Below are 12,850 nucleotides of genomic sequence, written 5' to 3'. Positions count from 1 at the left end.
GGAGAGGGCATTCATGAGAGAAAATCTCCGGCGAGGAACCGTCTTCGGTCGAGTAGTGCGATGCCCTGCATGGACTTCACCATGACGTCGGCCGGCCTGAACAGGAATTCGCGCCAGTTGGCGGCAAGGCCGTCGTCACGGATAAACTCGCCGTCGATGCGGCTGGGCGATACATCCTCGATCCTGGAAATCTCCGAGGAGAGCAGGTCTATGTCGGCCGGGGAACGGACATGCAGCAGCAGGTCGATGTCCGACGAGCTGGTAAGATACGCAAGACCGGTCAGCGCCTGCCAAGCGAGGCTGCCGAATACTTGCAGTTCGATACCGCGATGCGCCGCGAAGAACTCAAGTTCGTCGAAGGTCCGTTGCCATACCATGGGGGCTTGGCCGCGGGCGCAGGCGAGCGCCGTCGGTTCGTGGATCGCGAGGATGTCATCGGCTTCCACCACGAACGGAATGCGTCGCTTTTCCCGTGATGGTGGCAGCGGCAGGCCAAGGGCAATGCCGTGCGTCTCGTGCGCCATGGGCCGGCGCGCCACGAGCGGCCATTCTCTGTGCACCCAGGACTGGATCAGAGGATCGGCGCGATCTGATCCCAGCTGCCTTTCGAGCACGGAATCCCATCTCGCCGGGTCGAGATAAACCAGGTCGTGGCGTTTCAGCGGGCGAAGCTTAGGAAGCGCGTGCGATCGCATAGACGCGCTCCGCGATTTCCGCCGCTTTGGTACGGCCATGCCGTTCGAAGCCGAGAAGGTCGCGCTTGTCGACTGTGTCAGGGAGATCGGCCAGAAGCGCGCTCAGTTGGCTTGCCAGCGATTCCCGCTCGTTCCATACGAAATGGACTGCACCCGTTTTCGCGAGATTGTCCAATCCCGGAGCGAAGATGGCAGTCGTCTTAGCCTTTTCCTGCAGAACCTCGATGGATAGCTTCGTCACCTTTGACATGGACGCGAGATCCATCACAGCAGGCTCCGCGCCAGGAAGCGCGACGAGAACACGGGTCGCAAGCGCGGTCGCGAGAAACGCCCCGGCCGCCGTGTGGCCGTAGAGGATGCCGATCGTCGGACGGCCGTGAAAATCGGCGAAGATCAGGCATTTGGCGAGATGAGCCAGGAACTCGTTGAGCCCGAGCAACTCGTCGCGTTTGCTCATCATTTGGCTATCGCTGTTGACGATCACCAGGATCGGCCCCGTCCCCGAATGGTCGTCGAGGATGTGACGGGAAAGCAGGGAGGCCTGATCGACGCCAACTGCTGCCCGATCCGAAACGCCTACGACAAGTGCCTGCTGTCCGTCCGAAAGCAGAGCCGAACCGTATAGCAGACCATGGTCGGTTTTGATGCTATGACCGTGCGGGAAAAGCGACGCGAGGATATCAGCGAGCTGCATGGTTGGGCCTCCGTACTTTTTGAGCGGCGGCCGTGAACCGCGCATAGGTCATCTCGGGGATGGAAGCGGCGTCGGTGATGCCTATGGACCGCCAGATGTCGATCGCATCGGCGGATTTGCCAAACTGTTCAATCCGCCATTCGAGCCGCCTCTGCTCATCCTGCAATGTCTGGAGCGTGAACGGCCGAGTGTCGGCCAGCAGGCTGAGAGCGGTCTCCCGGAAACTTGCGATCGTGTCATCGACGAAGGCGTCGGCCCCACCGATCAGACGGCGATGCTTGCCGCCCATGGTGCGCCAGACGAGTGCCCGGTCTTTAGAATCGAATTCCTCAACGCCGCGGTTTGTCTCGATCACTTCGGGTCCCGAGACGGAAATGCGGCCCTGCTCGGAGACTGCGAGAGCCGAGCAGCATCCGGCAATCAGGCCCCCGCCGCCGTAGCATCCGGCTCTTCCGCCAATGAGGCCTATGACTGTGACGCCGGCGATCCTCGCCTCTATGACCGCACGCATGATTTCGGCGATCGCCAGTTCGCCGGCGTTAGCTTCCTGGAGACGCACACCACCCGTATCAAACAGGATGATGACTGGTACCGAACGCATATCGCGGGCCGCCCGAAGAAGGCCAGTGAGCTTTGCGCCGTGAACCTCGCCGAAAGCCCCGCCCATGAAACGGCCTTCCTGCGCTGCGATGAAAACGGGTATGCTCTTGATCAGGCCACGTCCGACGATCATACCGTCATCGAATTGCTCGGGAAGATCGAAGGACTTGAGATTTGGGCTCATCTCGCGTTCTGCCGGGCCGAGAAACTCGTTGAAGCTATCGTCGTCTAGGAGGAGCGATACACGGGCGCGAGCCGAGGACTCGTACCAGCTGGCTTGTCTGGCGTCGGTGCCGGCGGCTTGGGTGGCAGCGTTTGTTGGAACGTTCATTTCTCTGTTTTCTCCATCAGGCGCAAAGCCTGTGCCAGGCGAAGCGATACGGTGTCGGGTCGCGCGCCTCCATCGTTGATCGAGAACCGCAGGCCGCCCGTTTGGAAGCGCTCGACGAAATCTTCGACGACCGCTTGCCAGACGGGATCGAACCCTCGAACCGTGGTTCGAATCTCGACAACGCACTGCTTTTCCGGAACGACTCGCTCGACGAGGACTTCCAAATTTCCTGACGCAACGACCCCTGTGATCGCTTGCTTCGTGTTGCCCGCGGCCTTGTCGGCCACGTCATGTGTGAATGTGAGGTTTTCCATGGACTGCTCCCATCACCAGTTGCGAAACTTCGAGGGCGGAACGTAGAGGCCGCCCGACCAGCGAACGATGTCCTTGATGGACCGTGCTGCCAACAGATTGCGGTCCGCCTGAAGCGGATCGATTCCAAGGTCTTCCGGTCTGAGAATGACGCCGCGACCCCTGAGCTGGTTGACCATCGCCTTGTCGCGGGCGCGGCCCACGTCCGTGTAGCCGGCAACCCCGCGGATAGCCTGTTCGCGCTCCTGCGGGTTCCGGCACAGCAGCAGGTTCGCGATGCCTTCTTCCGTCACGATGTGAGTGACGTCATCTCCGTAGATCATGACGGGCGCGAGATCGAGCTTGAGCTTTTCGGCCAGGGCAAGCGCGTCCAGCTTCTCGACGAACAAGGGGACGTTCTTTTCTCCGAACGTCTCGCCAATCTGGACGACGAGTTTCCGGCCGCGGCGCAGGGCCGGCAATCCCGCGGGATCTGCTTCCCGTCCTGCCTGCAGCCAGGGATCGCTCGGATGCCGCCGACCGCGCGCGTCCGATCCCATGTTGGGAGCGCCACCGAATCCAGCTATCCGTGAGGTCGTCACCGTTGATGAGTTTCCAGCCAAGTCGATCTGGAGCGTCGAGCCAATGAACATGTCGCAAGCGTAGAGGCCCGCCACCTGGCTGAAGGCGCGGTTTGAGCGAAGCGACCCGTCGGGCCCAGTGAAGTAAACATCGGACCGGGCCCTGATATAGTCTTCCATCCCGACCTCGGAGCCAAACGAGTGTATCTGCTCCACCCACCCGGATTCGATCACAGGAATAAGTGCGGGGTGCGGGTTGAGGGCAAAATGGCTGGCGATCTTGCCTTTCAGCCCCAGAGCTTCGCCGAACGTCGGCAAAAGAAGCTCGATGGCAGCCGTATTAAACCCGATGCCGTGGTTCAGGCGCTTGACGCCGTAGGGCGCGTAGATGCCCTTGATGGCAAGCATTGCCGTCAGGATCTGGGTTTCGGTGATGGCCGCCGGATCGCGGGTGAAAAGGGGCTCGACGAAGAAGGGCTTGTCGGCTTTAACCACGAAGTGGACGCGGTCTCCGGGGATGTCCACGCGAGGGACCTTAGCGACGATTTCATTGACCTGGGCAATGACGATACCGTCCTTGAAAGCAGTCGCTTCGACGACAGTCGGCGTGTCTTCGGTATTCGGACCCGTATAGAGATTGCCTTCACGATCAGCGCTAACCGCCGCAATAAGAGCCACGTTGGGCGTCAGATCGATAAAATAGCGGGCAAACAGTTCGAGGTAGGTGTGCACTGCGCCGAGTTGAATTTTTCCGCCGAACAGCATTTCCGCAATGCGGGCCGACTGCGGACCGGAGTAGGCATAGTCGAGTTTGGTGGCGACGCCGCGCTCAAAGAGGTCGAGATGCTCGGGAAGTACGACGCCCGACTGCACCATATGCAGGTCGCTTATGTTTTCCGTATTTACTGCCAGGAGGGCCGAGCTGAGCAAGTCGGCCTGCTTCTGGTTGTCGCCTTCCAGGCAGACGCGATCGCCTTTGCGGATGACGGCCTCAAGCAGGCGAGTGGCATCCTGGGCGTCGACGATTTTTCCCGCTGACAGTTTGCGGCCCGCTTCGATGCGTTGATCCCTGGCGTCACGGTTCTTGTGCCACTGCATGCGAAACTCCTGCATTTGGAAGGTGGACCATGCGATCCGTCGGTGTGGACCGAATTGCGGGATGAAGGGCTGCCGCCTAGCGGCTGCCCTTTTTTGCCCGGCTGTTATTTGTCGCTCGCCATGGCCGCAGTTTCAACTTTTCGCGCGGCTTCCGTGATGACGGCCGCCACTTCCTTCGGATGGGACTCGTAGACCGAGTGGCTCGCACCCTTGATCTCGATCGTGTGGCTCTTGGCGCGCTTGTAGTACCAACGCTCAAGGTCCGGATTGATGATCTGGTCGTTGCCGGCGACGACAGCCCAGCTTGGTTTGGTTTTCCACGCAGCCGCGGTCAGTGGTTGGGTGAACACTTGCGCAGATGCAAGGACTTGCGAACGTGCTCCGAACAGAGCTTGTTCGCGGGGCAGGTCAGGAGCGAACAGTTTCGGAAACTCGTCGGGGTCGAGATAGGTGTAGCCATCCGGGGTTTTCTTGATCGCGCCCGGCGTCTTGGCGAGCACGCTGGGCGTCTTCTTGCCCAGCGATCCTTCGTCTTCCCCGACATCCGGTGCATGGGCGGCGACATAGACCAGACCTACGACAGACGGATGGACGCCCGCTTCGGTGATGATGGAGCCTCCATAACTGTGGCCAACGAGCAGTGTAGGGCCGTCCTGCATGTCGAGGACGCGCTTCGTCGCCGCCACGTCATCGGTGAAGGAGCTTTCGGGTTCCTGGACCATCGAAACGTGGAACCCTTCCTTCGTCAGGATTTCGAAGATCGGCTTCCAACCGGAACCGTCGACCCATGCACCATGTACAAGAACGATGTTCTTGACAGGTTCTGCGGCTGCGGGATTGGCCAAGGTTGCGAGCGGAACGAGTGCGGCAAGAGCCAGGCATGCGCTAGTGTATCTCATGATCACAGTTCCTTTGTTGCTGCTGGTTAAAGGCTGTCGCGGATTAATTTCTGAATCGAGTCTAGCGTTGCAAAATCATGCAAAATCAGAGGTTTGCGCCAGGTGCGCTGTTCGTTCGCCGCCGAGTGACCGGGCGTTCAGCAAGTTTCGTCTAAGGCTATGGGGTTGCCGTCCTCATAACGCTTTGCGTTGACGATATCGGTCGATGAGCGCGATTTTAGGCCAGACCCGATTGGAGCGAAACCAGATCAAAGTGTAGGTACCCCCACACTCCGTGGTAGGTACTAGTGATAATCGTCAGGTCTTTTTGATGGGGGCCGCTTGTTCTCGCATCGGATATTCGATTACGAGACCCCAGAGTGGGCCAGCTTCCTAACCTCAACATTTCCGCGAATGGCGTTCGAGTATGGGCATATCGCGTCAGCCCGAGCGACAAGCTCGTCGATCAGGCCCGGTTCGATCCCTACGATCGTGATGTGCAGGGTAACAGCCAGCGCGAACGTGTCGCTCTCGGTCTTGCCGAGCCCGACTTCACCAACCACCTCGATGTCACCGTCGGGAATGTGATGACGGCTTTCCCGTGCTGCCCGGAAAAGGGCGTTTTCGAAGCACGCGGCATAGCCTCCCGCGAAAAGTTGCTCAGGATTGGTTGCGCCTCCTTTGCCGCCCAAAGCTTGCGGCATAGCCAGCTGTAAGTCGAGAACGCCGTCGTCGCTCCTAATCTTGCCATGACGTCCACCGGAGGCGGTTACCTTGGCTGTGTAGATCGCTTCCATATACTTGCTCCTTTGAGTTCGTTGTTTTGTGGGTGAGGGGCAGGCTCACGAGGAATGGAGCGCCGCCAGACGGGTTGGCGCGGCCGATATTTTTCCGCCATGGGATTCGACGATAAACCTGCAAATGGTGAGGCCCATGCCGGTTCCGTGCTCTGTTTCGATGTGTGGAAAGGTTTGAAAAACACCTCTCCATCGCCGGAGAATCCGGGGCCGTTGACGACATCGGGCAACTTCATACGAGTTCAATCCCGGTGTCATTGGTATAGCGCGAGAAGCATTCCAATCAGCTGGGCTCCCGCCCAAGAAACGGCAATGAACGCGACAATCGCGATAAGAAGAACTGTCGAGAGCGCAATCAACGGGTGAAATTGACGCGGACTGCGAGTGCTCGTGTTCACGCCTAAGGGGCCCGGTTCGGGGCCGTAAGGGAATGCCGTTGGCACCATTAGAGTGTTTTGGTAGTTCGAATTCGCCGCGGTCAGAACGCGCGAGTGGGACGACGAGGTCTCGCGCCGATCGCGGTGGTACAAGGATAATTGGGTGTGTGACATCGGGGTTTCCTCAAGATGCCGATGAGCGTCGGTTCACAATCGAGGATCGCGCAGTTGGAGACTTTGGAGAATCAGGACTAGGTCTATTTGACCGATACCTAAGTTTAGATTCTGGTCGAGCGAATTACAGCGAACCGTGACTATAATCAGGGCGTAAAGAGTCAGCGCTCTGAGTTGGCATGCAGTTGGTTGAGGATCGTAGGGATCTCCAGATCGTGTCCCTTCAAGAGCTTAGAAATCGGCCCGCAAGCGGAACACTCGGTTGTGGGGCAGTCGGTCCCGCTTGTCCTTCGGATCGCTTTCGCTCAGCTCCTGCGGCTGCCCTTGCTCACGCCCTTGTGTGACGCGAATTCCCGCTTTCCCGCGCGTTCCCCCCGGACGCTATGCTGAAAGCTCCGATACGCTTCTTTGTTTTCTGGCCGATCCTTGCGGATCGATGTGATGTCCCATGCATGCCTTTCCGGTGGATTCCGCAACGGGAGACTCGACACGTTCGAATCGCGTCCCATGTGAGTCTGTCGTGATTTTGAGAGGTACCGCTTCATGGACAATCTTCAGAGCCCGACACCGATTCGTCCACTCCACGTCGAGATCGACGGCATGGCGAGATATCGTCAGGCACACAGCGTCGAGGATCTCGCCGCTTTTCTGCTGAGCGAACAATGGCCGCATCTCGAAAACGACCCCGCTCTATTCCACCATGCGCTGGCGACCTCGATGGACGCCATGCAGCTCTATCTGGATCCGGAAGTCGCCCGCAAGGCGTTCGTGGAGGCGGCACATGCATCGAGAATGCACATCCTGCCGGATGACATGAAAGGGAAAAAGAAGGCCGGCAAAAGACGACAAAAGCCCCGCCGAAGCGGGGCAGTTGGGGGTCATCACACTCAAGTCCGCACCCGGTAAGGTGACTGGTAGGAACGGTACCATCCTTAGCCATCAAGACAACCACTTCTTTAGAACTTACTGATGTAATCCCCAGATGATCGACCGACTCCGTTCCAAGCCAATGCTTTCCGAAGACAAGCCCTTGAAGGGCCGCGTTCGTAGGTCGCGTGATCCTGCGTGGCCGAACCTCCTTCTCGATCCGATGCCGACCGCGTCGGGCCGGCGCTTGGATGCTCAAGGCGGAGCCGCCAAGCGATCCGCGCTATATCGCGGAACTCAAGTTCGATGGATACAGGCTTGTGATCGGGGCGCAGAGACCGGCAGGCGGTCGGCCACGGCCTCTGGTCGCGCTGTATCGTTGATTGCGCAGTCTACGACAGCTACATCGACAGGCATGGTGGGGCGAAGGCATCGGAGGCGGCCGCCCTTTGCGGCTGAGCTACATTGCGCGATCATCAGAGCGGCAACAAGCCCGACCTCCAGTTGAAGCGGGCGCCGAAGGAACCTCAAGCCTTCACCCGCTTTCCCGTCTCGCACCCGAATAAGCCTCTTCTGCAGCCTTCTTGGCGGCCAGTTCATCGTCCGCATACCCCGCCAATGGCGTGCTTCGATCAAGGCTGTCGGGAATGATGATGCGCCAACTCCACTGATGCTTTGCTGAAGGGTTGTCGATGCTTTTGGCAATCGAGCCAACATAGTCCCCGTCAACGGAAAGATGACGGGTATCTTCCGCACCTTCCGGAACGATCCATACGAAGACGGCAGCGTTTTCATCATCAACGTTCATCACACACTCCAGCATAATTCTCCTTACTGCTGTTTCTGAGGAAACTCGTCCGGCGGGATTACGGGTGTCTCGCCGACCGGTGGCGCAGGCTTGACGAGATCGCGGTCGCCGGTCGAGGGTGGCTTTAACACGCCGTTGCAATCAGCCAATTGTTCGGCGTCCGACTTGTTTGCTGATCGAGAATTGCCGTCCTTTGGGACTGGGACCTGGTCCTGCTGCTGATCCGGCGCTTGGCAGCGATCCGACTGATCGGGGGATATCTGGGCACATGCCGGTCCGCAGGAAAGTCCGACGGCGCAGACTATTGCGCCGATGCGTTTCGTGTAATCGACGACATTTGCTTGAATGGAGAGCATGTACCCTCCTTCCTTCGCTCTCGTGAAAACACTTCGGAGTAGGGAATGTTCCAAATGCCGCCACACGAACATCGGCACGATGCACTGCACTATTGTTCCGATTTGCAAGTAGGATCCCCATGTCGCATCAATAACGGTGATGGTCCCTGCCGCACCCCAACCTGCGCCGCTATCATCGTAGCGCTACAACGTAGATGTAGTGCTTATTAATGGGCGTGGCCTGCCATTTTGCCACCGATTGCGCGATATTCTGCGAGATAGTTACCTAATTACCGCCAATCACTGCACGAAAATACCAGCCTTCGTCAGCTTGGAGGACATCGTTCTGACAAAGCATGTCGAAGCCGGACCCCGTAGGTCGTAATGCGATTTTGGCAGCCGCTGACGCTCCTGTAGCTAGAGCACGTCCACTTTATTCGGGGCATATCCGCATGCAACGAGGTATTGCCACGCAATAGCCCGCATCATGAGAATGCGCCGTGAAATATATTTCACAGTGTGAATTATATTGACAACCAGTGTCTCCCGAGGCTAACTGCCATCACCGGGGTTCGAGGAGGAAGCCCGGTTTCATGAACAAGGCGCGCTGTGCGCCATCGGCTTTTTGGGAGGGGCGTCAGCCTCGAGGAGGAACTTTGCGCAATTTTTTGGGCACGACAGCGATGGCTGTTTTGGCTGTCGCGACATTGAGCACGGCTGCGTCAGCGGCTGAAACGGAAAATCCGTTTCGCTGCAAGCCAGGCGAGAAATACGTCATGAACGTCATGGTTTCGGGCGTCGAATACTGGTTTCCGGTCTATGAAATGTTCAAGCAGGCCGGCCGACAGCTTGGCTGCGAGACCGCCTATACCGGTACGCCGGAATATGACGTCAACAAGCAGATCGCCACCTTCGATCAGGCGCTCGCGCAAAATCCGGCAGGCATCCTTGTCCATCCGATGAATTCCGACCCCTTCATCGAGCCGATCAACCGCGCCATCGACCAGGGCACGGCGGTGGTCACTTTCGCCGCAGACTCGCCGCTCTCTAAGCGCATCTCCTTCATCACCTCGGACAATACGCGTGAAGGCACCTACGCGGCCGACGCGATTGCCGCGAAGCTTGGTGGTAAGGGCGAATATGCCGTTCTGGAAAATCCAGGCCAGGACAATCATGACAAGCGCATCGCGGCTTTCATCGCTCGCATGGAAACAAAATATCCTGACATGAAGCTCGTCGGGCGGGCCGCATCGAACCAGGACCCCAACAAGGCCTATCAGGGTCTCATGAGCCTTGTGCAGGCGCATCCGAACCTCAATGCCGTGTTCATGCCGGAGGCAAACTCGGCAATCGGGGCAGCCCAGGCCAATAAGGAAAGCGGCGGCAAGATCCTCGTGATGTGCGCGGACGTCAACGCCAACATTCTCGACATGATCAAGGCCGGCGAAGTGTTCGGTTCGATCAATCCGAACCAGGGCATGCAGGGCTACATGGGCTTCATGATGCTGTGGCTTGCCAAGCATCCGGAACTGATCGACCCGATGAACGACGCCAAGCGCTCAGGCTTCAACCCGATGAGCATTCCCGTCGTCGATAACGGCCTGTCGATCGTGACAGCCGCCAATGCCGACGATTTCTATTGGGACAAGTACCTGAAACGCCGTGGTACGAAGGGCATCGAGGAGTAATCCTGGCAAATCGGCTGTCCGGGATGAGAGATCCCGGACAACCGATGCAGGGTAGGGAAGGGAAAGGATGTCATGACGCCAGCGCCGGTCTTGGAAATACGCAACGTCAGCAAGCGCTTCGGCGCGATCAAGGCGCTGACGGATGTAAATTTCAGTCTCGAGAGGGGCGAAGTGCATGCCCTCTGCGGCGAGAACGGCGCGGGTAAATCGACCTTGATGAACATAATCGCCGGTGTCCTGCAGCCAAACGAAGGAGACATCTTCGTCGATGGTGCGGCCGTCAAGATCGCTTCCCCGGCTTCTGCCCAGTCGCTGGGTATCGGTCTTGTGCATCAGGAAATCGCGCTTTGCCCGGATGCGACGGTTGCCGAAAACATGTTCATGGCGACGACCAACCGGCGCCGCACGCCGTTTATGAATTTCGCCCGGCTGGAACGCGAGGCGCAGGTGGTGATGAACCGTCTTGCCCCGATCGACGTCCGCCGAAAGGTCGGAGAGCTGCCGATTGCAAGCCAGCAGCTGGTTGAGATCGCCAAGGCGCTGACACTCGACTGCCGCGTTCTCATCTTCGACGAGCCGACCGCGGCGCTGACGGAGACGGAAGCGCAGGTGCTCTTCGGCATCGTCAACGATCTCAAGGCCCACGGCATATCGATCGTCTACATCAGCCATCGCATGGCGGAAATCTTCAATCTCTGCGACCGCGTCACCGTCTTTCGCGACGGACATTACGTCTCGACCGAAAAGGTCTGCGAAACAACGGCCGCGGATGTGGTGCGCCGCATGGTCGGCCGCGAAATCACGCAGCTCTATCCGCAAAAGCAGCCCGTGGCCGAGCGCGGCGGTGAAGCCATCCTATCCATTCGAAACCTTGGCGACGGGAAGCGCTTTCAGGACGTCAGCTTTGAACTTCGCAAGGGTGAAATTCTTGGTATCGGCGGCCTGATCGGTTCCGGCCGGACGGAGATTGCGGAGGGTATTTGCGCCTTGCGCCGGACGGAGCAAGGCGAGGTCCGGCTGCAGGGCAAGGTGCTGCGGGCGACGTGCTATGCAGACGCGGTGCGAGAAGGGCTCGTCTACCTGTCCGAGGATCGTAAGGGGTCCGGCGTCTTCCTCAATCTGTCGATCGCGCAGAACATTGCAGCTCTCGACCTGAAATCGCTGACAGGACGGTTCGGGCTCTTGAACGCGAAGGCGGAGGCGGCGCTGGCAAGAGACCTGGCACGCGACCTTGGCGTTCGCATGGGCGGCATCGACATGCCGGTTTCATCACTTTCCGGCGGCAATCAGCAGAAGGTCGCGATCGCCAAGCAGCTGGCGGTCGATCCGAAAGTGATCCTCATGGACGAGCCAACGCGGGGTATCGACGTCGGCGCCAAATCGGAAATTCATCGACTTCTGCGCGACCTTGCGCGTTCGGGGATCGGGATCCTCGTCATAACATCAGAGTTGCCGGAACTGCTCGGTCTCTGCGACCGGGCAATCGTCATTCGGGAAGGCACCGTCGCGGGAGAACTCGAAGGCGAGGCGATGACCGAGGAAGCCGTCATGAGGCTCGCATCCGGTATCGGCGCAAGGCGACATATCAAATCGAAGGCATCAGAGCATGCCGTCTGAAGAAGAAGCAGGGATGGGAGACCAGGCAATGACAGATTACGCATTGGCGGTGACGAAGGAGCGCGCATCTTCCTGGAGAAGGCTTGCAACAATGCGCGAAGCGGGGTTGATCGCGATCATCCTGGCGCTCTGCGTGCTCATGAGTTTTGCTTCTCCGCACTTCCTGACGCTCGGCAATTTCAGAGCGATGCTGATGTCGTTCTCGGTAGAAGGCATCGTCGTCGTCGGCATGACGATCTTGCTCATCGTGGGCGGCATCGACCTATCGGTCGGCTCGGTCGTCTGCTTCTCTATGGTGCTGTCGGGATCACTTTTTCTCATGGGTCTCGATCCATGGAGCGCGTCGTTGGTCGGGATTCTCGCAAGCGCGCTGATCGGCTGCGCAATGGGCTTCTTCGTCACGGTGATCGGGCTCAACCACTTCATCACCTCGCTTGCGGCCATGGTCATCGTGCGCGGCGTCTGCCTGATCATCACCAAGGGAACGCCGCTTTCGCTGTTTACCTTGCCTCCATCGTTCAAGGCAGTCGGGCAGGGTACGTTCTACGGGGTTCCCTACGTCATCCTGATCTTCGTCGCGATTGTCGCCATCTTCGACTTCCTGCTGAGGCGTGCCACGGCCTTTCGGAAAGTGTTCTATACTGGCAGCAACGAGAAGGCGGCGCTCTATTCCGGGATCAAGACCAACCAGGTCAAGTTCTGGGTCACTGTTCTTTGTGCCACGTTGTCGGGTGTCGCCGGCATCATCTACATGTCTCGCTTCGGTGCCGCGACCCCGACCTTCGGCGTTGGCATGGAGCTGAATATCATTGCCGCAGCGGTTATCGGTGGTGCCTCGCTCAGCGGTGGCTCCGGCACGATCCTTGGCGCCATCCTCGGCATTGCGCTCCTGTCGGTCGTCACAAGTTCGCTGATCCTGCTCGATGTCTCGGTCTACTGGCAAGACATGATTAAAGGCTGCATTCTGCTTGCCGCCGTCTCCATCGACCATTTCCTGCACAAGCGGAAGGCTGCCTGAT

The 12,850-nt window shown here is 58.8% G+C and carries 13 protein-coding genes; 4 read left to right on the top strand and 9 right to left on the bottom strand.

What is annotated here, in order from left to right; genetic code table 11:
* Nucleotides 1-11 precede the first annotated feature (11 nt).
* From mdcG to AB8B33_RS32340, 7 genes are all read right to left on the bottom strand, one after another.
* A complete protein-coding gene (mdcG, locus tag AB8B33_RS32370) occupies nucleotides 12-695 on the bottom strand; it encodes a malonate decarboxylase holo-[acyl-carrier-protein] synthase (protein WP_439018502.1) in 684 nt (227 codons plus the stop codon).
* A complete protein-coding gene (locus AB8B33_RS32365; protein WP_439018501.1) occupies nucleotides 673-1,389 on the bottom strand; it encodes a biotin-independent malonate decarboxylase subunit gamma in 717 nt (238 codons plus the stop codon). The genes mdcG and AB8B33_RS32365 overlap by 23 nt, the downstream gene beginning before the upstream one ends.
* Nucleotides 1,376-2,320, bottom strand: coding sequence for a biotin-independent malonate decarboxylase subunit beta (locus tag AB8B33_RS32360; protein ID WP_439018500.1), 945 nt, complete (start codon nucleotides 2,318-2,320; stop codon nucleotides 1,376-1,378). The genes AB8B33_RS32365 and AB8B33_RS32360 overlap by 14 nt, the downstream gene beginning before the upstream one ends.
* The gene (gene mdcC / locus AB8B33_RS32355) at nucleotides 2,317-2,634 is read right to left on the bottom strand and encodes a malonate decarboxylase acyl carrier protein (RefSeq protein WP_113321039.1); all 318 of its coding nucleotides are present in this window, start codon (nucleotides 2,632-2,634) and stop codon (nucleotides 2,317-2,319) included. The genes AB8B33_RS32360 and mdcC overlap by 4 nt, the downstream gene beginning before the upstream one ends.
* 12 nt (nucleotides 2,635-2,646) lie before the next feature.
* The gene (mdcA, locus tag AB8B33_RS32350; protein ID WP_439018499.1) at nucleotides 2,647-4,290 is read right to left on the bottom strand and encodes a malonate decarboxylase subunit alpha; all 1,644 of its coding nucleotides are present in this window, start codon (nucleotides 4,288-4,290) and stop codon (nucleotides 2,647-2,649) included.
* A 104-nt stretch (nucleotides 4,291-4,394) separates the two neighbouring features.
* Nucleotides 4,395-5,189: an alpha/beta hydrolase gene (locus AB8B33_RS32345; RefSeq protein ID WP_113321037.1), complete on the bottom strand. Its 795-nt coding sequence runs from the start codon at nucleotides 5,187-5,189 to the stop codon at nucleotides 4,395-4,397.
* Nucleotides 5,190-5,533: 344 nt separating this feature from the next.
* Nucleotides 5,534-5,965, bottom strand: a complete 432-nt coding sequence (locus AB8B33_RS32340) for an organic hydroperoxide resistance protein (protein WP_439018498.1) — start codon at nucleotides 5,963-5,965, stop codon at nucleotides 5,534-5,536.
* A 1,094-nt stretch (nucleotides 5,966-7,059) separates the two neighbouring features.
* Between AB8B33_RS32340 and AB8B33_RS32335 the strand changes: the two genes are divergently transcribed.
* Complete coding sequence (locus AB8B33_RS32335; RefSeq protein WP_439018497.1) at nucleotides 7,060-7,422, top strand: DUF982 domain-containing protein; 363 nt, start codon at nucleotides 7,060-7,062, stop codon at nucleotides 7,420-7,422.
* 496 nt (nucleotides 7,423-7,918) lie between these two features.
* On the opposite strand, the gene AB8B33_RS32330 is transcribed toward AB8B33_RS32335, so the two are convergent.
* Nucleotides 7,919-8,206 (bottom strand): hypothetical protein, encoded by a 288-nt coding sequence (locus AB8B33_RS32330; RefSeq protein ID WP_439018496.1) that lies wholly within the window; start codon nucleotides 8,204-8,206, stop codon nucleotides 7,919-7,921.
* 8 nt (nucleotides 8,207-8,214) lie between these two features.
* Nucleotides 8,215-8,547: a hypothetical protein gene (locus tag AB8B33_RS32325; RefSeq protein WP_439018495.1), complete on the bottom strand. Its 333-nt coding sequence runs from the start codon at nucleotides 8,545-8,547 to the stop codon at nucleotides 8,215-8,217.
* Nucleotides 8,548-9,182: 635 nt separating this feature from the next.
* Here AB8B33_RS32325 and AB8B33_RS32320 point away from each other — a divergent pair.
* The 3 genes from AB8B33_RS32320 to AB8B33_RS32310 all read left to right on the top strand — a co-directional run bounded on the left by AB8B33_RS32320 (nucleotide 9,183) and on the right by AB8B33_RS32310 (nucleotide 12,849).
* Nucleotides 9,183-10,214 (top strand): substrate-binding domain-containing protein, encoded by a 1,032-nt coding sequence (locus tag AB8B33_RS32320; RefSeq protein WP_439018494.1) that lies wholly within the window; start codon nucleotides 9,183-9,185, stop codon nucleotides 10,212-10,214.
* Nucleotides 10,215-10,286: 72 nt separating this feature from the next.
* Nucleotides 10,287-11,831 carry a sugar ABC transporter ATP-binding protein gene (locus AB8B33_RS32315; protein ID WP_439018493.1) on the top strand — a complete coding sequence of 515 codons (1,545 nt, stop codon included), beginning with the start codon at nucleotides 10,287-10,289 and terminating at the stop codon, nucleotides 11,829-11,831.
* A 28-nt stretch (nucleotides 11,832-11,859) separates the two neighbouring features.
* Nucleotides 11,860-12,849 (top strand): ABC transporter permease, encoded by a 990-nt coding sequence (locus AB8B33_RS32310; RefSeq protein ID WP_439018492.1) that lies wholly within the window; start codon nucleotides 11,860-11,862, stop codon nucleotides 12,847-12,849.
* The last annotated feature ends 1 nt before the right edge of the window (nucleotide 12,850 follow it).

It is taken from the genome of Rhizobium sp. 768_B6_N1_8, assembly GCF_051811225.1.
Taxonomy (GTDB): Bacteria; Pseudomonadota; Alphaproteobacteria; order Rhizobiales; family Rhizobiaceae; genus Rhizobium.
Note: the sequence above shows the minus strand (reverse complement) of the source record. Positions and strands in the feature narration are given on the sequence as shown.

What these genes read in the sequence shown, in the direction of transcription:
- mdcA (WP_439018499.1), bottom strand. Translation starts at nt 4,290, where the DNA reads ATGCAGTGGCACAAGAACCGTGACGCCAGGGATCAACGCATCGAAGCG.
- AB8B33_RS32330 (WP_439018496.1), bottom strand. Translation starts at nt 8,206, where the DNA reads ATGCTGGAGTGTGTGATGAACGTTGATGATGAAAACGCTGCCGTCTTC.
- AB8B33_RS32345 (WP_113321037.1), bottom strand. Translation starts at nt 5,189, where the DNA reads ATGAGATACACTAGCGCATGCCTGGCTCTTGCCGCACTCGTTCCGCTC.
- AB8B33_RS32335 (WP_439018497.1), top strand. Translation starts at nt 7,060, where the DNA reads ATGGACAATCTTCAGAGCCCGACACCGATTCGTCCACTCCACGTCGAG.
- AB8B33_RS32315 (WP_439018493.1), top strand. Translation starts at nt 10,287, where the DNA reads ATGACGCCAGCGCCGGTCTTGGAAATACGCAACGTCAGCAAGCGCTTC.
- mdcG (WP_439018502.1), bottom strand. Translation starts at nt 695, where the DNA reads ATGCGATCGCACGCGCTTCCTAAGCTTCGCCCGCTGAAACGCCACGAC.
- mdcC (WP_113321039.1), bottom strand. Translation starts at nt 2,634, where the DNA reads ATGGAAAACCTCACATTCACACATGACGTGGCCGACAAGGCCGCGGGC.
- AB8B33_RS32360 (WP_439018500.1), bottom strand. Translation starts at nt 2,320, where the DNA reads ATGAACGTTCCAACAAACGCTGCCACCCAAGCCGCCGGCACCGACGCC.
- AB8B33_RS32310 (WP_439018492.1), top strand. Translation starts at nt 11,860, where the DNA reads ATGACAGATTACGCATTGGCGGTGACGAAGGAGCGCGCATCTTCCTGG.
- AB8B33_RS32365 (WP_439018501.1), bottom strand. Translation starts at nt 1,389, where the DNA reads ATGCAGCTCGCTGATATCCTCGCGTCGCTTTTCCCGCACGGTCATAGC.
- AB8B33_RS32340 (WP_439018498.1), bottom strand. Translation starts at nt 5,965, where the DNA reads ATGGAAGCGATCTACACAGCCAAGGTAACCGCCTCCGGTGGACGTCAT.
- AB8B33_RS32325 (WP_439018495.1), bottom strand. Translation starts at nt 8,547, where the DNA reads ATGCTCTCCATTCAAGCAAATGTCGTCGATTACACGAAACGCATCGGC.